The sequence below is a fragment of the Catellatospora sp. NPDC049133 genome, from assembly GCF_040648455.1.
Taxonomy (GTDB): Bacteria; Actinomycetota; Actinomycetes; order Mycobacteriales; family Micromonosporaceae; genus Catellatospora; species Catellatospora aurea.
In genome coordinates this window covers 125,283-142,010 of the sequence record NZ_JBEZDT010000017.1, presented here as the reverse complement: position 1 = coordinate 142,010, position 16,728 = coordinate 125,283, and the positions used below count along the sequence as shown (strand labels likewise).

The window sequence follows — 16,728 nt, the reverse complement described above, 5'->3', positions numbered from 1 at the left end:
GTCACTGCCGCACTGAGCGCGCCCACCGAAGACCGGGTCATGTACGTGATCGTCCGATCCGGACATCGGTGGTCGGCGAGCCCCCACCTCGCGACGGGGTCGCCGGGTCATAGGGGTGTTGCCGTTGCCGACGGAAAGGCGCCCCGTGCCCGACCGACTTCATGATCTCGCCGCCGCCAGCTCCGCCGAGGACTTCGTACGCCTGCTCAACGACCTGCGCAACGCGTGCGGCCTCAGCTACCGGTCGCTGTCGCGGCGTGCCCGCGCCCGCGGCCACGACCTGCCCACGAGCACCGTGTGGGACATCCTGGCCCGGCCCGCGCTGCCGCGCGTCGACGCGCTGCGGGCGTTCCTGGACGCCTGCGACGTCGACGCGGCGGAGATCGCGAACTGGCTGCAGGTGCGGGGCAGGCTCGCCAGCCGGCCGGGGCCGGCCGGCGGTGCTCCCCGGCAACTGCCGCCCGAAGTGGAGCTGGTCGGACGCGGCGAAGTGCAGCGGATGCTGCACAGCTGGCTGACCGGCGCGGCGGGGCCGTCGATCTGTGCCGTGGTCGGCGTGCCGGGGGTGGGCAAGAGCGCCCTGGCGGTGGCGGCCGCGCACCGGGCGGCGGACCGGTTCCCCGCCGGTCAGATCTTCCTGGACCTGCGCGGACACAGCGGCGAGCCGGTCGCCGTCGCGGCCGCGCTCGATCACTGCCTGCGGGCGCTCGGGGTGGGCGGCGCGGACATCCCGGAGTCGGCCGCGGCGCGTTCGGCGCTGCTGCGCACCCGGCTGGCTGCCGCGCCGGTGCTGCTGGTGCTCGACAACGCGACCTCGGCCGAGCAGGTGCGCCCGCTGCTGCCCGGCTCGGCGGCCTGCCGCACGTTCGTGACCAGCCGCAACGACCTGCGAGGGCTGGCCGCGACGCACGACGTGCGACAGGTGCGGCTGGAGCCGCTGGCTGTCGACGACGCGGTACGGGTGCTCGACGCCGACCCCGCCGAGCACGATCGGGCGCTGCTGGCCGAGGTCGCCGAGCTGTGCGGCGGCTTGCCGCTGGCGCTGCGGATCGCGCACGCCCACCGGCGGGCCCATCCGGACCAGCCGCTGCGACTGCTGCGCGACCGGCTGCACACCGACCGGCTCGGCGTGCTGGAGGTCGACGGCGACCCGGCGACGTCGGTGCGGGCCGCGCTGAGCCTGTCCTGGTCGGCGCTGGTGGCCGAGGACCAGCTGCTGCTGCGCCGGATGGTGCTGCACCCGGGGCCGGTCATCGACGTCTACGCGGGCGCGGCGCTCGCGGGGTTCGCGCACGGGCAGGCCCGGCGCGCCTTCGAGCGGCTCGCGGCCGGCAACCTGCTGCGCCCCGAGGACGACCGCTACCGGCTGCATGACCTGATCCGGCAGTATGCCGCCGAGCGGCTGCACGAGCAGGACGACGCCGCCAGGCGTGAGCAGGCGACGGGGGCGCTGCTGGACGCGGTGCTGGCGGCCGTCACGGCGGCGATGGACCGGTTCGACCCGCACCACCGGCGGTTGCCGGGGCCGGGCGTGGCGGTGCCCGAGCCGCTGGTGTTCGCCGGCCCGGTCGACGCGACGGCGTGGCTGGACCGGCGCCGGGCCGACCTGGCGGAGCTGGTGCGCCTGGCCGGGGCCCGGCACCCGGGTCACGCGGTGCGGCTGGCCTACGCGATGTGGCGCTATCACCTGCGCGGCCGGCATCTGGACGACTGGCTGTCCACCCACGAGGTGGCCCTGGCCGCCGCGGACCGGCTCGGCGACCGCACCGCGCGGGCGTACCTGCTGGGCTCGCTGGCCAGTGCGTACACCCATCTGGGCCGGTCGGCGGAGGCGATCGCGTACTACGAGGAGGTCATCGTCCTGACCCGGGCCGCCGGGGACGTGCCGCTGGAGGCGATCGCGGTCAGCAATCTGGGCAGCGCGCTGCACCGGGTCGGCGACCTGGCCGGGGCGCGGGTGCGCTACCGGGCCGCGCTGGGGCTGTTCGCGGCGGTCGGCGACCACCGCAACGAGGCGCTGGTGGTGTCGAACCTGGCCGAGGTGTCGCTGCTGCTGCGCGATCATGCCGAGGCCGGGCGGGGTTATGCGAGGGCGTTGGCGATGGCCCGGGCGGTCGGTGACCCCTACGCCGAGTCGGGCGCGCTGATCGGGCTCGGCGTGGCCGCCCGCGAGAACGGTGACCTGGACGAGGCCGAGGTCCACCTGCGTCGGGGGCTGGCCGTCGCGGCCGCGGCCGGGGACCGCCACGACGTGGCCACGGCGCGGCTGGAGCTGGAGGTGCTGACGCTGCGGCGCGGCGACGTCCCGGCGGCCCGGCGGGGGCTGGCCGGCGCGCTGGTGCTGGCGCGGGCCACCGCGGACCCGAACCTGCTGGCGGCGGCGCTCAACCATGCCGGTGACGCGGCATTGGCCGACGGCGCGGACGAGGCGGCCGAGGTGTCCCTGCGCCAGGCGCTGGAGCTGGCCGGCGACGCCGCCGACGTGCTGCAGCAGGCCCGTGCCCACCAGGGGCTGGCGGAGGTGCTGCGGCGGCGGGGCCGCCCGGCCGCCGCCGCCGAGCAGGAGCACCGGGCGGCGGCGCTGTTCGAGCGGGCGGGCGTGCCCGTGGCGACCGGGGTGGCCGCCACGGCGTGAGATCGCTGTCGAGGTCAGCAGATGAAGTGGGTGTTGGGCGGTGTTCCCGTGGTCACCGGTATGACCAGGTACGGGCCGCCGAGGTCCAGCAACGTGCTGTCGTAGCCGTAGGTGCTGCTCGGGATGCCGCACTGCGAGTACATGATGCCCAGCATGTTGCCTTCGATCCCGTTGGGGACCTTGTCGACCCATCGCAGCCGGGTGGATCCCTCGGCGTAGTACCCGTCGTACGGGTCGAACGCTGCTCCCAGTTCGCTGGAGAAGTAGGGGAACTCGTCGCACTCGGCGTTGGCGGGCCGGGGGTTGTCGGCGCAGAAATTCGGCTTGAAGGGCCTGTTGTTGTACCAGTCCCTGGGCGCGATGTACTCCTCTCGCGTGTCGGATCTGGTGTAGTTCAACCGGACCCACCACGGCAGCTTCTCCGCCAGCGCCATGTCGTCGTTGACCGCCGCGTCGCCCGAGTCGGCGCTGGAGACCACGAAGATCGGCTCGTGCATGCACGGGTCGCCGATGGTTCCGCCGATCCGGGTGAGATCGAGGCACCGCTGTGCGATGGCTCCAGCCTGAGCCGCAGTGAGGCTCCACCGGGGATCCGGCGCCCGGGTGGCGGCGTAGTCGAGGACCCTCTGCTTGATCGCCGCGACCGGGCTGACTCCCCTGAGCTGCGTGTTGACGATGTCGGCCAGGGCCGCCTGCCCGGTGACGGTCGGGTGGAAGCTGGCCGGGCACGGTGTCTGCGTGCCCACGTTGCTCTGGCAGCTGACGATGCCACCGCGCACCCACGGATCGGTCCAGAATTCGCAGGCCCAGTGTGAGTGCGTGTCCCGCCACCGCTGGGTGGTGTTGACGAAGCTGATGTCGTGGCCCTCGTCGTGCACCTGCTGCACGGTGCGGGCGATCTGCAGGTTGAGCAGGTCGGCGAAGGTGTTCAGGCCGAGCATCTCCGACGTCGCCAGCCCCGCGCAGTCGGTGGGCGCCTGGAAGCGGTCGTTGAACAGCTGCGGATAACCCAGGACCAGCACCTTGGCGTTGGGCGCCCGGGAGACCACGGCCCGGTAGGTGGCGAGCAGGTGCTTGGGCAGCAGCTCCCGTATCACCTTCTTCTCGTACCGTTGCAGGTAGTCGGGGTCGACCACGTGATTGTCGCGGGTGAGGTGATGCGTGGAGCTGAAGCACGAGTCGAGGGAGGCGATGCAGCTGCGCAGCACTTCGGCGAAGCGGGCGTCGTTGCCGCCGATGGTGAGCGTGACCAGCGTGGTGTCGGCGTCGAGGTAGCCCTGGTCGACCTGCGGCAGCTCGTTGTTGAACAGGTACGGATAGCCTCCGGTCCAGTCGTATGGTTCTTTCCAGTCGGTGTGGCCGGCCGTGTCGTCCGGTTGCGGCTCGGTGTTGTACGCCGCTGTCGTGATGTTGGTGGTCATCGCGCCGGAGCAGGCGATGAAGGCGAACGACGCGGTGCCGGCCGCGGCCTCCTGGGCGATGGTGGTGGTGTGCCCGGGGAGTTTGACCTTCATCGGGTAGGCGTCGTTCTGGGACCGGTGGCAGGTGTTGGAGTAGGGGTTCGTGTTGTCACCCGGGCGGTCGCTGTCGGGCCGGTAAGGGGCGGCTCCCTCGCCGGAGGAGTAGGAGTCGCCCATGGCCACGTAGTTCGCCGACGGCTGGGTCGCGGGCACCAGCGCCACGGCATCCCAGGCGATCGTGTTTTCGCCGTAGCCGTCCAGCGTGTAGGTGCTCAGGCTGACCGACGGGATGCCGTCGAACCGGAAGACGCCGAGATCCCACCACGTGTTGGTGGTGCTGCGCTGCGGCACGACACGGAACCTGGTCTGGCCGTTGCCGAGGTCGATGTCGTAGCGGGCCAGCTGCTCGGTGGCCCCGGTGTCGGGCAGGGACACCTTCACCCGGGTCCAGCCGTGGATCGGCTGCGTCGCGCGCCACGTCCCGGTGACCCGCATGCGGGCTTCTTCGGATTCGGTGGCGGCCATGCGTGCCTGGTCCGGCCAGACGTCGGTGCTGTAGCCGGGCCCGCGGCCGAACGACGAGTAGAGGTGTCCGCCGAATCCCGCGCCGAACTGGTGAGTGTCCACCTTGGAAGGGAACTCGCCCTGCGCGTTGGCACCGAAGGTGAAGGAGAACGTGCCGCCGTTGGTCCAGGAGCGTGCGCAGCCCGGCCGCACGATCGGCGCGCTCGCCGGGATGTCGTCGATGATCACCGTCCCGGCGGGCAGCCCGGTCGTGTCGCAGCGCGGCGGGTACGCCGTTCCGTCGGCCTGGTAGGCGTATCCGGGGTCGAAGCGCAGCAGCTCGTAACCGCAGGTCTGGGCGCAGTCGGTCTTCCAGGTCACCGGCCGGTGGTACCAGCAGCGCAGGTCGAACTTCCCGGCCGTGTTCCGGTTCGCGCAGGGCCCGGCCGGCTCCCCCACCACGTCCGGGTCCGTGGGCACGTACTGCCCGCCCGGCACGCAGTTGTTGGTGGTGTCGCAGAACAGGTTCACCGGCGGCTTGACGCGGGTCCGGTTGACCGGGCCCTGGATCGAGCCGCCGTTCCACACCGCCGCCCGGAACGCCGGCACCAGGACCCCCGGTGACTCCGGCAGCTCGATCGGGTGGGCCGCGAAGCCGAGCACCCGCTCGGGGTAGGGCCAGTCCTGCGGGTGCGCGGCGTCGGCCATCGTGTTGTCCAGGAACGCGGCCCGGTTGGCCGGGTAGTGCGGATTCGCGGGATTGTTCAGCCAGCCGACGCCCCACGGCGAGCCGTCGCCCTTGTCGGCGTGGAATCCCGAGTTGTAGGCCCAGATCGCGAAGAACCAGTTCTCCACGTACCGGGGATCGCCGTTGTTCACGACGAGCCCGGCCGCACGGGTCTCGTTCCACTTCTGCTGCAGGATCCGCAGCCCGGCGGCGACGTTCGCGGCGAAGTCCAGGGCCACGGCACGCTGCTTGTCGTAGGGCAGCAGGGTCTCGCCGGGACGCTCGTGCCCGGCCAGCCGCATGCCGTCGGTGACCTGCATGATGCCGTATCCGCAGTCGGCATCCTCCCACTGGATGTCCCAGTCGTTGCTCGGATCGGCGTCGTAGATCTCCCGGCCGTAGAAGTTGCCGATGAGCGGGTTGCCCGTCATGCCCGGCATGGCCCGGCCCGTCGCCTGCCACAGGTTGGACTCCTGTGCCGCGATGCCCAGCACGATCTGGGCGGGCACGTATCCCCCGCCGCTGAGCGGAACCGGCGGGAACAGGCCCTGCGGTGTGTACGCGGGCATACCCAGGTTCTTCCAGTTGGCCTCCCGCTGAACCGTCAGCACGTTGCGGACGGCCTGGTCGACCGCCCACTCCACCTGGCGGGGTTTGGGCTGCATGACCTGGTTCCACGGGTCGTTGCGCGGCACCGCGCAGCTACGTTCGGCCTCGACCGGGTTGGTGGCCGACCCGGCCGTCAGCGTGCCGGCGGCAGCCGTCTTTGCGCCCTTGTCCACCGGCCCGCTCCGGGTGGTGCCCGTGGGCCGGGCGCGCCTGCCGGTGCGGCCCCGGTCGAGCACCTCGCGGCCCGGATCGACGGTGAACGACGCCGACTTGCCCGTCACGCGGGATCGCAGGTGCAGTCGCGTCGCGCGTTCCGACCACGTCAGCGCCTCACCGCGCGTCGACGCCACGCTCCCCTTGGGCGTGCCGGTGAGCACGACACCGCCTGGCCCGGCCGCGGCCGGCCTCGCCTCGCCGGTGACGTACGGGCGGCCGGAGGCGTCGCGGGTGAGGTCCAGCGCGGTCAGCTGCCCGGTGGCCACGGTGGAGATCGCGGCGGCCGCGGCGCCCCGGACGGCCGCGGGCGAGAGCTGGCGGACCATGCCCTCGTCACCGTCTCGGTCGAGGAAGGTCACCCCGCCGCCGGCCGTGGCGACGAGCTTGAACGGGACCGCCTTCGTCCGGGCCACGACGGTGCGCCTGCCGTCGGCGCCCACCCGCACGAGCCGGGCCGAGTCCGCGGCCACGACCACACCGGGGGCGACCGGGACCGCCGAGGTCACCTGCCCGTCGAGGTCGATCGGCCGGGCCGCCTTGCCGGTGGCGGCGTCGACCTGGATCAGGCGCGTCCGCACGGCGTGCTCGCCGGCCGCCTGGGTGAGCACGACCGCTTCGCCGGCGCCGCACCCGGGACTGTAGTAGGCCAGTGTGGACAGCAAGGGCAGCTTCGCGACCCGCCCGGTTTCCAGGTCGACGACGGCGGTGAACGCGCCGCGAGCCGCCAGCACCGCACTGTTGGTGAAGGTCCGGGGCGCGTACGCCACCGCGAGCCGCCGCCCCGAGGCCGTGACGCAGGCGTTGCCGATCCAGGTGTCGTCGCTGAAGCCGGGCTCGGACAGCGTCGCCGCGGTACGCCACGTGTAGCCGTCTGATGCGGCGGCCACGAGCACGTGCAGGCCCGACGCGTCACCTTCGATGCGCCAGGCCCGATCGGTGGACTTCGGCCAGCCGGTGCCGAGGATCGCGGCGCGGTCCGCCGCCGCGATCCCGGCCGGCGGCGGCGCCGGGCTCTGAGCCGCCGCGGGCTGAGCCTTCGACGGCGGTGAGCCCGCCGCGTCGGATGGGCTGACCACGGCCGGGAACGCGGCCATCGCGAGGGTGAGGCCGGCGATGAGGGTACGACGCTGGGGGAGGCGCATGGCAGTCAGTGTCGAAGCGCCTCTCACAGCAAACCTATGCACCGCCTATGCATGCGTGTCCGGACGATCCCGGACGGTCCCGGACAGGCCTGTGCCTTCCGGCGCACCGTCGGGCTCGGAATGCTCGGAGCATGGTCTTCCGCATCCTGGGCCCGGTGGAGGTACGCCGCGACGGCCTGCCGGTCGTGCTCGGCGGGCGCAAGCAGCGAACGACCTTGGCCCTGCTCCTGCTGCACCGGGGCCGCACGGTGTCGGTGGCGAAGCTGGCGGCGATGCTGTGGGGGCTGCAGCCGCCGCCGTCGATGCCGGCCCAGGTGCACAATCTGGTCTCCCGGGTCCGCCGGGCGGTCGGTCACGCCGCGACGCTGCGCCGCAGCTACGACGGGTACACCCTGCTCACCCACGACGGCGATCTGGACCTGGCCCGATTCGACGCCGACGCGGCGGCCGGGCGGGCGGCCATGATCGACGGGGACCCGCACCGGGCGGCCGGTGCGCTGCGAAACGCACTGGAGCACTGGCGGGGGCCCGCTCTGCACGGGGTCACCGAACACCTCGCCGAACAGGAACGCCATCACCTGGAGGAACGCCGCCTGGAGGTCCTGGCCGACCGGATCGAGGCGGACCTCTGCGCGGGCGCGGCGGCCCGGCTCGTGCCGGAGCTGACGGGACTGGTGCACGCCTGGCCGTTCCACGACCGGTTCCGCGGGCAGCTCATGCGGTCACTGCACGCGTCCGGACGGCGGGCCGAGGCGCTGGCCAGCTTCACCGACGCCAGCGACCGCTACCGCCGCGAGCTGGGCCTGTCCCCCCACGGCGAACTACTCGAACTGCACGCCCGCATCCTGCGGGCCTGACAGGCAGGTCGGCTACCGACCGCTCACCGAAGAAAGGATCACCATGCCCACCGACACCCCGACAGACGACCTCACCCAGCCCCGCCGAAGAAAGAGGATCTCCACCATCGTCCGGCGGGCCGCGGCACTGACCATGTCGGTCCTCGCCGCCATCACCATGAACGGCATCATGGCGGCGCCCGCGCAAGCCGAGCTGCCCTGGGATTCCTTCCCCGCCTCCTGGAACCGCGTCATGCTGTTCGCAGGCAGCAGCCTTCCCGCGAACAACGCCCGCAGCCTGGTCTTCGACGTTGACAACTCCGGCGGCCACGGCTGGGGAATCCTGCTCTTCCCGAGCCATGCGGCGACGAACGAGATCTGGGTGATCGAGCCGGCTGTCGAGGGCGGCTACTACTACCACCCGGCATACAACCGCAACCTGTGCATGGACTTCGACGGTGAACGCGCCGTCGGCGCCCTGCTGAAGGTCAACGCCTGCGACGGCTCAGCCTCCCAGCGCTGGCACTCCCGCTCCTACAACGGCGGCCGGCAGATCGCCACCCACAGCGACTGGCAGTACTGCATCGACGTTCCCAACAGCAACTTCAACTCCATGCAACAACTGCAACTGTGGAACTGCAACGGCACCATGGCCCAGAACTTCACCTACAACGGCTGCTACAACTACACCTGCGACGGCCGCTGGCCCGACGTCATGGGCTGCGACAAAGGCAACCCGTACCAGTCGACCACTCTGTACACCGACTCGTACGGCACCGCGCAGGCCAGGATGGTCATCTCCCAGACCTGCTCGGCCGCCTGGGGCGTGATCTATCACGACGCCGCGGCACAGAGCGTCAACCTGGTCCGCAACTCACGGCTCAACTACAGCGGTCCGACCACCTACTTCGAGAAGATCGGAGAGCGGGGCAAACACATCTGGACCTACATGTTCGGCCTGGCCGGCGGCCTGCACGTGGTGTGCCTGCGCAACGGTGCCAACGGCGACGAGGCCTGCACGGCCATCTACTGACGGCTTGACGCCGGGGGCGCCGGTCGGTTGAGACAAGCAGCTCCGGCTCCCTTCCGGTGGTGACCGTGCGTGACGGCGAACGGCTGTCGGTCACCACCGGAATCGGGACTGTCCGTTCCGGAAGGTCGGGCTTGCCGTACGGCGGGGATGTTCTCACCACGGCGCGACTGGTGCCGAGTCCATCGACGTTCCTGAATTTGAGCAGGCCACAGAACTCCTCGAACCCGCAGACGGTGACCGTCACCTGCCCTGCCGGTACGCAGATCGTCCACATCGGCGGCGACCTGCGGCGCGTACGCGGGCACTCGGTCATCGACGACTTCCAGATCATCCCACCGAACCGGGTCACCGTGACCGGGTACGAAGACCAGCTCGGCAACCCCGACGTCTGGGCCACCGAGGCGTACGCCAGCTGCGCCGTATGAGGTGCCGACACCGGCGACGCCGCCAGGCCTCATGTCGCCCTGGCGGCGTCGCTCGCGACACCCTCGCCGACGCGGCGGTCACCTCACCGGCGTCACCGCGCCGTCCGGGATGACGTGCGCCGTCACGGCGCCACCGCGCACCGGTAGCCCGAGGACGATCCCGAAACCAGTTCTGCGGCGACCTGTCCGCCGTCGAAGCGCACGTCGAACTCGGCACCGGGACCGCCGCCCGGCGACGGGACCCGCACCCGGGTCCGCTGACCCTCCGCCGGGGCGTACAGCCGCAGCCGCACGCCGTCGGCCCACTCGTAGTCCGGGCGGTCGTCGCGATCGCCGAACGCGATCACCGCGCCGGGCCGCGCGAGCACGGGCACGCTGTCGAACTCGTGCTTCTCGGTCACCCAGGCCGGCCCGGTGAGCTGCGCGCCGGTCACCAGGTGGGTCCAGGTGCCGGCCGGCACGTAGAACGTCACCTCGCCGTCGGCGCTCATCACCGGCGCGACCAGGACGTCGGGTCCGAGCATGTACTGCCGGTCCAGGTACGCCGCAGTCGGGTCGTCCGGGAACTCCAGCACCATCGGGCGCATCATCGGCAGGCCCTCGCGGTGCGCCTGCTCGGCGGCCGAGGCCAGGTACGGCATGAGGCTCAGCTTGAGTTTCGTGAAGTGCCGCAGCACGTCCACGGCCTCGCTGTCGAACGCCCACGGGACCCGGTACGAGCCGGACCCGTGCAGCCGCGAGTGCGACGACAGCAGCCCGAAGGCGACCCACCGCTTGAACACCGCCGCGTCCGGGGTGCCCTCGAACCCGCCGATGTCGTGGCTCCAGTAACCGAAGCCCGACGCCGCCAGCGACAGCCCGCCGCGCAGCGACTCGGCCATCGCGGTGAACGTCGACTCGCAGTCGCCGCCCCAGTGCACCGGCAGCTGCTGGCCGCCGGCGGTGGCCGACCGGGCGAAGACCACCGCCTCGCCTTCGCCACGCTCGGTTTCGAGCAGCTCGAAGACCGCCTTGTTGTACAGGTGGGCGTAGTAGTTGTGCATCCGCTGCGGGTCCGAGCCGTCGTGCCAGACCACGTCGGTCGGGATGCGCTCGCCGAAGTCGGTCTTGAAGCTGTCCACACCCATGTCGAGCAGGGTCTTGAGCTTGCCGGTGTACCAGGCGACGGCGTCGGGGTTGGTGAAGTCGACCAGCGCCATGCCGGCCTGCCACTTGTCCCACTGCCAGACCGAGCCGTCCGGCCGGGTGACCAGGTAGCCGTGGCGGCGGCCCTCCTCGAACAGGTAGGAGCGCTGCGCGATGTACGGGTTGATCCAGACGCACACCTTCAGGCCGCGTTCGTGCAGCCGGCGCAGCATGCCCTCCGGGTCGGGGAAGGTCGCCGGATCCCAGATGAAGTCGACCCAGTGGAACTGGCGCATCCAGAAGCAGTCGAAGTGGAACACCGACAGGGGCAGGTCCCGCTCGGCCATGCCGTCGATGAACTCGTTGACGGTCTTCTCGTCGTAGGAGGTGGTGAACGACGTCGACAGCCACAGCCCGTACGACCAGGCGGGCACCCGGGCCGGCCGGCCGGTCAGCGCGGTGTAGCGGCGCAGCACGTCCTTGGGGGTGGGGCCGTCGACGAGGTAGTAGGTCAGGGTCTGGCCCTCGACGCTGAACTGGGCCTGCGACACGACCTCGGACCCGATCTCGAACGAGACGTGCTCCGGGTGGTCGACGAAGACGCCGTAGCCTGCGCTGCTGAGGTAGAACGGGACGTTCTTGTACGCCTGCTCGCTGGCGGTGCCGCCGTCGGCGTTCCAGATGTCGACGGTCTGGCCGTTCTTGACGAACGCGCCGAACCGCTCCCCCAGCCCGTACACGGTCTCCCCCACGCCCAGGGCGAGCCGGTCGTGCACGTACGCGCGGCCCTCGGCGTCGGTGACCAGGCCGATGCTGCGCTCGGTCGACGAGGTGAGGACCCGGTCGCCGTGCAGGAAGTCGACCCGCCACCCGTCGACCAGCGCGACCCTGGCGGTCAGCTCACCGGTGGTGAGCGTGGCGGACAGGCCGGTGACGTCGACGGTGACCGGGTGCCCGTCGCCGTCGGCGAGCGCGAACCGTGGCGTCTTGGGCAGGCCGCCGAGGTGGTGGGCGACGGTGACGCCGATGACGCCGTCGGCGGGTGAGAAGAACCGCACGGTGACCATCGGCCGGTTGAGGGTGTCGCCGCGTTTGGTGATCTGGCCGGTGGGGGCGAAGACGGTGAAACCGCGCTCGTCGAGTTCGACCGACTCGACCGTGCCGGGGCGCAGCACGCTGACCCCGGGTCGCAGTTGCCAGTATCCGTCGGTGAACTTCACTTCTCGGCTCCTGCTGTGATGCCGCGCGAAAGGGTGCGCTGGAAGATGATGAAGAAGAGGACCGCCGGCACGAGGCTGATCAGCGCGCCCGCGTTGGTGGTCGGGGCGTCCATGAGCCGGTCGCCCTGCAACGAGGCCAACGCGACCGGGATGGTCTGCGTGCTGTTGTCGATGAGCATGACCAGCGGGATCAGGAACTCGTTCCAGGTCCAGATGAAGAAGAAGATCAGCAGTACCGCGAGGGTCGGCCGCACGTTGGGGAAGACGACCCGCCGCAGCACCGTCCACTTGCCCGCGCCGTCCAGCGCCGCCGCTTCGAGCACGGAGCGTGGGAAGGTGCCGAGCACCGAGGCGAGCAGGTAGGTGCCGAACGCGCTCTGGATGACCGTGAAGATGATGATCACCGAGAGCTGGGTGTTGTAGAGGCCGATCTGCTTGGCCGCGTAGTACAGCGGGTAGATCAGCGCCTCCTGCGGCATCATGTTGGCCAGCAGGAACAGCCCGACGATCCACAGCCGCCCCTTGACCCGGCCGATGCCCAGCGCGTACGCGTTGAACAGCGACACGGCGACCGCGAGGACCGCGACCGAACCGGAGATGAGCAGCGAGTTCCAGAACTTCAGCGGGAAGTCGACCTCGGTCCAGTAGGTCGTGAGGCCCTTGGTGTAGAACTCCGTAGGCCAGCTCAGCGGACCGGCCGACGAGTAGTCGCCGGGCGACTTGAACGCGTTGAGCAGCATGAACACGAACGGCACCAGCATCGCCAGCGCGGCCAGGGTGACCAGTGCCAGCACGACCCAGCGGCTCGCGCCGCGGTGGTGCCGGTCGCGGATCTTGCGGCGCGGAACGCGGTCGGTTACGAGCGTGACGGCCATGTCAGACCTCCCGGTCCTGGCGCTCGCCGCGGTACTGCAGCCAGATGAACAGCCCGGCCACCACGATGATGATCAGGGTGAGCACGGTGGAGATGGCTGAGCCGTAGCCGACCTGGAGCTTCTTGAAGAACGTGTAGTAGGCGAAGTACGAGGGGACGTTGGTCGCGTTCTCGGGGCCGCCGCGGGTCAGCGCGAACACCGGCCCGAACACCTTCAGCGCCGCGATGGTGCAGGTCAGCGCGACCACGAAGGTCTCCGGGCGGATCTGCGGCAGGGTGATGGACCGGAACCGGTGCCACCAGTTGGCGCCGTCGACCTCGGCGGCCTCGTACAGCTCGGGGTCGACGCGCTGCAGCGCGGCCATGAACACGACGATCGGGTAGCCGATCTGCACCCAGATCATGACGGCCATGACGGTGGGCAGCGCGGTGTCGGGGTCGCCGAGCCAGTCGTGGCGCAGCGCGCCGAGCCCGATCAGGTCGAGCAGGCTGTTGAACGCGCCGTCGGGGCGCAGGATCCAGCCCCAGACGATGCCGGCGACCACGACCGGCAGCACCTGCGGCAGGTAGAACGCGGCGCGCAGGGCGGCGGCGGTCCGCGGCTTGAACCGGCGGCCGATGACGTCGAACAGCACAGCGGCCAGCAGCAGCCCGAGCAGGGTCGGCACGACGACCATCGCGACGATCATCGCGACGGTGTTCTGGAACGAGGTCCAGAACACCTCGTCCTGGAACAGGCGGGTGTAGTTGTCGAAGCCGATGAAGGTGGGGTCGCCCACGCCGGACCACTTGGTCAGCGACAGGTAGAGGGTGCCGCCCAGCGGTACGCCGATGACGAGCACGAACAGAATGGCGCCCGGCAGCAGGTATAGCCAGTACCCGGAGCCGCCGTCACGGTTCTTGCGCCGCGACGGGACGGATTCGGGGCGGGTGGCGGGCCGTTGCGGGCGCGCCGGGGTCTCGGTGAGTGCCATGGGAGATCCTTCCCGGAGGGGTGGCGGGGGGGGCGGGGGGGGCCCCCCCCCCCCCCCCCCCCCCAACCCGGGTGTCCTTGTCGCCCGCGCCCGTCCGGGGGGGGGGCGGGGCGAGCACCGGGGGGGGGGGGGGGGGGGGGGGGGGGGGGGTGGGGTTGCGGGCCTTGGTATACCCTGCCGGGGGGGGGGCGGGCGGCGCGGCGCCGCCCCCGGCCCTCGCCGTCTCACTTACCGGTGATCTCCTTGACGCCCTCGCCGTACGGCTTGGCGATCGCGTCGAGCACCTGGTCGGGCGTCTTCGAGCCGTTGATCAGGCTCTGGAACCCGGAGACCAGCACGTCGTAGTAGCCGGGCACCGGCCAGTCGGGGTAGAAGGCCAGACCGTCCTGCTGGCTGATCGTGTTGAAGTTCTCGATCAGCTTCTGGTTCTTCGGGTCGGTGATCTGCGACGCGTCGGCGGCCACGGGCACGCCGCCGTTGTTGCCGATCAGCGCCTGGATCTCCGGGCGCAGGGTGATGTCGATGAAGTCGTACGCCAGGCCCTTGGCCTTGCTGCCGGCGGGCACGACCCAGAGGTTGCCCGACGAGCCGGCGTGGAACTTGTTGCCGGGGAACAGGAACGAGTCCCAGTTGAACTTGATCTCGTTCTTGAAGCGGCCGTACCACCAGCTGCCGGAGACGATCATCGGGGCCTTGCCGGAGATGAAGGCGGTGCCCATGTCCTCGGCCTTGAGGCTCGCCGACGTCTTGGCGACATAGCCCTTGGCGACGAAGTCGGCGAAGGCCTGCGCACCGGACTTCAGCGGGTCGGCCTTGAAGTCGACCGGGTTCTTGTAGAGCTGGTAGTCGTCGACGAACTTCCGGTCGGCCTTGGCGAGCGCCAGCTGGTAGAACAGCTGCCCCGCCGGGTACTCGGCGCCGGCCTCGGCCAGCGGCGTGACGCCCTTGGCAACGAAGGTGTCCATCGCCTTGGTGAACTCGTCGAAGGTGGTCGGCACCGCGACGTTGTACTGGGCGAACAGGTCCTTGTTGTAGTAGACCATGACGTACTCGCCGTAGTTGGGCACGCCGTACCAGTTGCCCTGGCCCATCACGCCCTTGTCGCTGTAACGGGCGGTGGTCTGCAGACTCGGGCTGAGCTTTTTGTCCCAGCCGCGCTTGGCGGTCTCCTCGGTCAGGTCCGTCAGCAGGCCTTGGGAGGACAGCAGGCCCGCGGTGGCGTTGCCCTTGTTGTACTCCATGATGTCCGGGCCCTCGGACGAGTTGATGATCATGCCGGCGTTCTGCTGGATCTGCTCGAACGCCTTGCGCTCGAACTGGACCTCGACGCCGGGGTGCTCGTCCTTGAAGATCTGGATCGCCCGGTCCCAGGCGATCCCCATCGCGCTGTTCGCGCTCTCGTAGTGCCAGAGTTTCAGGGTCTTGGCGTCACCGCCGTCGCCGGTGTCGCCGTCGCTGCCACACGCGGCCAGCGTGCCGGCGGCCAGCGCCGCCGTCACGACAGCCACGCCCAGCTTGCGGAATCGCGTCATTGCTATCCTCCTGATGAGTATCTAGCCGGTACTTACCTAGGCCCGTCGTCGCGTTGCAGCGCGGCGGCGGGCCGTTTTGGCTCGTCATCGCGTTGCAGCGCGAGGACGGGCCGTTGCCTGCCCGCGCGTTGCAGCGCGCGGACAGGCCGTCGCCTGTCATGTGTCCGGCGGCTCCGAGCCGGTCGGTTCGCCGGCGGGTGGCGCGGCCGGGCCGGTCGATCCTCGGATCTCCAACACGCACGGCAGCAGCTGCTGGTGGTTCTGGTCGGCGGCGCCGTCCAACTGGCGCAGCAGCGCCTCCATCGCGATCCGGCCCAGCGCCGCACCCGGCGAGGTCATCGCGGTCAGCGCGGGGTGCACCAGCTCGGCCACCTGCGGCGAGGTCACCATCGAGACGACCGAGACGTCGCCGGGCACCGCGCGATGCCGGATGGCCAGTTCGCCGAGGATGCCGAAGATCGCGCTCTCGTTCATGGCCAGCACGGCGGTCAGGTCCGGGACCTGTGCGACGGCGGCGCTCAGCGCGGCCCGGCCACCGGCGGCGCTGTCCTCGGCGGCGATCATCACGGGTTCCAGCCGGTGCCGGGCCATCGCCGCGACGAACGCGTCACGGGTGCGCACGGCCGGACCGTAACCGGCCGCGATGGCGCTCGCCGAGTGGTTGACGTAGACGATCCGGCGGTGGCCGAGCCCGACCAGGTGGTCGACGGCCTCGTGCACGGTCTGCTCGAAGTCGATGTCGACGTATGACAGGCCCGTGGTGTCGCCGGTGCGGCCGATCAGCACCAGCGGCAGGCCGGCCTCCTGGAGCGCGGCGACGCGTCCGTCCTCGACCTGCACCTCCATCAGCACGACCCCGTCGAACATGCCCTGGGTCGCCAGCCGGCGCAGGACGTCGGGGTCCGCCGCGCCGACCGGCGAGAGCACCAAGTGGTATCCGGCGGCGCTGGCGGCGGCCGCCGCCCCGGTCACGAACGCGGTCTCGGTGGCGCCCAGTCCGCGATCGTCCATGGGCATCAGCAGGCCGACGATCCTGCTGCGGCGGGTGGCCAGGCCGCGGGCCATCGCGTTGGGCTGGTAGCCGAGCTCGGCCATGGCCGCGAGCACCCTGGTCCGGGTGGCCTCGGAGATCGGGCGGGTGCCGGTGAGCACGTACGAGACGGTGCTGACGGAAACACGGGCCTGGCGCGCGACGTCATGCATGGTGGCCATGCGCACCTCCCTTGACCCGCGGCGGAAACCACGTCGATCCGGCGTCGAAGCGCTTCGTCGAAACGGTTCGACTAAGCGTTTCGACGAACGATAGGTCGCGTGTTACAACGCCGTCAATAGTTGATGTCGCAAAGAAGTCCGCAGGGTGCCGCCGGTTCGCCGCTCACCGACCCAGCTCAGCGGCCACGTTCGATGCCACTCGCA

The 16,728-nt window shown here is 70.8% G+C and carries 10 protein-coding genes; 4 read left to right on the top strand and 6 right to left on the bottom strand.

Annotation, left to right across the window (positions count from 1 at the left end; translation table 11 throughout):
• Window positions 1–145 precede the first annotated feature (145 nt).
• Entirely contained in the window at window positions 146–2,635 is a 2,490-nt protein-coding gene (locus AB0B35_RS20800) for a tetratricopeptide repeat protein (protein WP_361047816.1), read from the top strand.
• Window positions 2,636–2,649: 14 nt separating this feature from the next.
• Here AB0B35_RS20800 and AB0B35_RS20795 read toward each other — a convergent pair whose 3' ends face one another.
• Window positions 2,650–7,293 carry a hypothetical protein gene (locus AB0B35_RS20795; RefSeq protein ID WP_361047813.1) on the bottom strand — a complete coding sequence of 1,548 codons (4,644 nt, stop codon included), beginning with the start codon at window positions 7,291–7,293 and terminating at the stop codon, window positions 2,650–2,652.
• A 131-nt stretch (window positions 7,294–7,424) separates the two neighbouring features.
• Here AB0B35_RS20795 and AB0B35_RS20790 point away from each other — a divergent pair, with 131 nt between their 5' ends.
• From AB0B35_RS20790 to AB0B35_RS20780, 3 genes are all read left to right on the top strand, one after another.
• A complete protein-coding gene (locus tag AB0B35_RS20790) occupies window positions 7,425–8,150 on the top strand; it encodes an AfsR/SARP family transcriptional regulator (RefSeq protein ID WP_361047811.1) in 726 nt (241 codons plus the stop codon).
• A gap of 43 nt (window positions 8,151–8,193) precedes the next feature.
• On the top strand, window positions 8,194–9,162 hold the full coding sequence (locus AB0B35_RS20785; protein ID WP_361047808.1) for an RICIN domain-containing protein: 969 nt from the start codon (window positions 8,194–8,196) through the stop codon (window positions 9,160–9,162).
• Between the two features lie 197 nt (window positions 9,163–9,359).
• Entirely contained in the window at window positions 9,360–9,587 is a 228-nt protein-coding gene (locus tag AB0B35_RS20780) for a hypothetical protein (protein ID WP_361047805.1), read from the top strand.
• 122 nt (window positions 9,588–9,709) lie between these two features.
• Here AB0B35_RS20780 and yicI read toward each other — a convergent pair whose 3' ends face one another.
• From yicI to AB0B35_RS20755, 5 genes are all read right to left on the bottom strand, one after another.
• Complete coding sequence (yicI, locus tag AB0B35_RS20775; protein WP_361047803.1) at window positions 9,710–11,932, bottom strand: alpha-xylosidase; 2,223 nt, start codon at window positions 11,930–11,932, stop codon at window positions 9,710–9,712.
• On the bottom strand, window positions 11,929–12,807 hold the full coding sequence (locus AB0B35_RS20770; protein WP_361047801.1) for a carbohydrate ABC transporter permease: 879 nt from the start codon (window positions 12,805–12,807) through the stop codon (window positions 11,929–11,931). The genes yicI and AB0B35_RS20770 overlap by 4 nt, the downstream gene beginning before the upstream one ends.
• Before the next feature lies 1 nt (window position 12,808).
• Window positions 12,809–13,780 (bottom strand): sugar ABC transporter permease, encoded by a 972-nt coding sequence (locus AB0B35_RS20765; RefSeq protein ID WP_361047798.1) that lies wholly within the window; start codon window positions 13,778–13,780, stop codon window positions 12,809–12,811.
• A gap of 224 nt (window positions 13,781–14,004) precedes the next feature.
• Window positions 14,005–15,312, bottom strand: coding sequence for an extracellular solute-binding protein (locus tag AB0B35_RS20760; protein WP_360537722.1), 1,308 nt, complete (start codon window positions 15,310–15,312; stop codon window positions 14,005–14,007).
• A gap of 156 nt (window positions 15,313–15,468) precedes the next feature.
• Window positions 15,469–16,524, bottom strand: a complete 1,056-nt coding sequence (locus tag AB0B35_RS20755) for a LacI family DNA-binding transcriptional regulator (protein WP_360537724.1) — start codon at window positions 16,522–16,524, stop codon at window positions 15,469–15,471.
• Between the last annotated feature and the right edge of the window lie 204 nt (window positions 16,525–16,728).

Excerpts from the sequence above, each read along its gene's own strand:
- AB0B35_RS20795 (WP_361047813.1), bottom strand. The coding sequence starts at position 7,293 with ATGCGCCTCCCCCAGCGTCGTACCCTCATCGCCGGCCTCACCCTCGCG.
- AB0B35_RS20790 (WP_361047811.1), top strand. The coding sequence starts at position 7,425 with ATGGTCTTCCGCATCCTGGGCCCGGTGGAGGTACGCCGCGACGGCCTG.
- AB0B35_RS20785 (WP_361047808.1), top strand. The coding sequence starts at position 8,194 with ATGCCCACCGACACCCCGACAGACGACCTCACCCAGCCCCGCCGAAGA.
- AB0B35_RS20770 (WP_361047801.1), bottom strand. The coding sequence starts at position 12,807 with ATGGCCGTCACGCTCGTAACCGACCGCGTTCCGCGCCGCAAGATCCGC.
- AB0B35_RS20765 (WP_361047798.1), bottom strand. The coding sequence starts at position 13,780 with ATGGCACTCACCGAGACCCCGGCGCGCCCGCAACGGCCCGCCACCCGC.
- AB0B35_RS20760 (WP_360537722.1), bottom strand. The coding sequence starts at position 15,312 with ATGACGCGATTCCGCAAGCTGGGCGTGGCTGTCGTGACGGCGGCGCTG.
- AB0B35_RS20755 (WP_360537724.1), bottom strand. The coding sequence starts at position 16,524 with ATGGCCACCATGCATGACGTCGCGCGCCAGGCCCGTGTTTCCGTCAGC.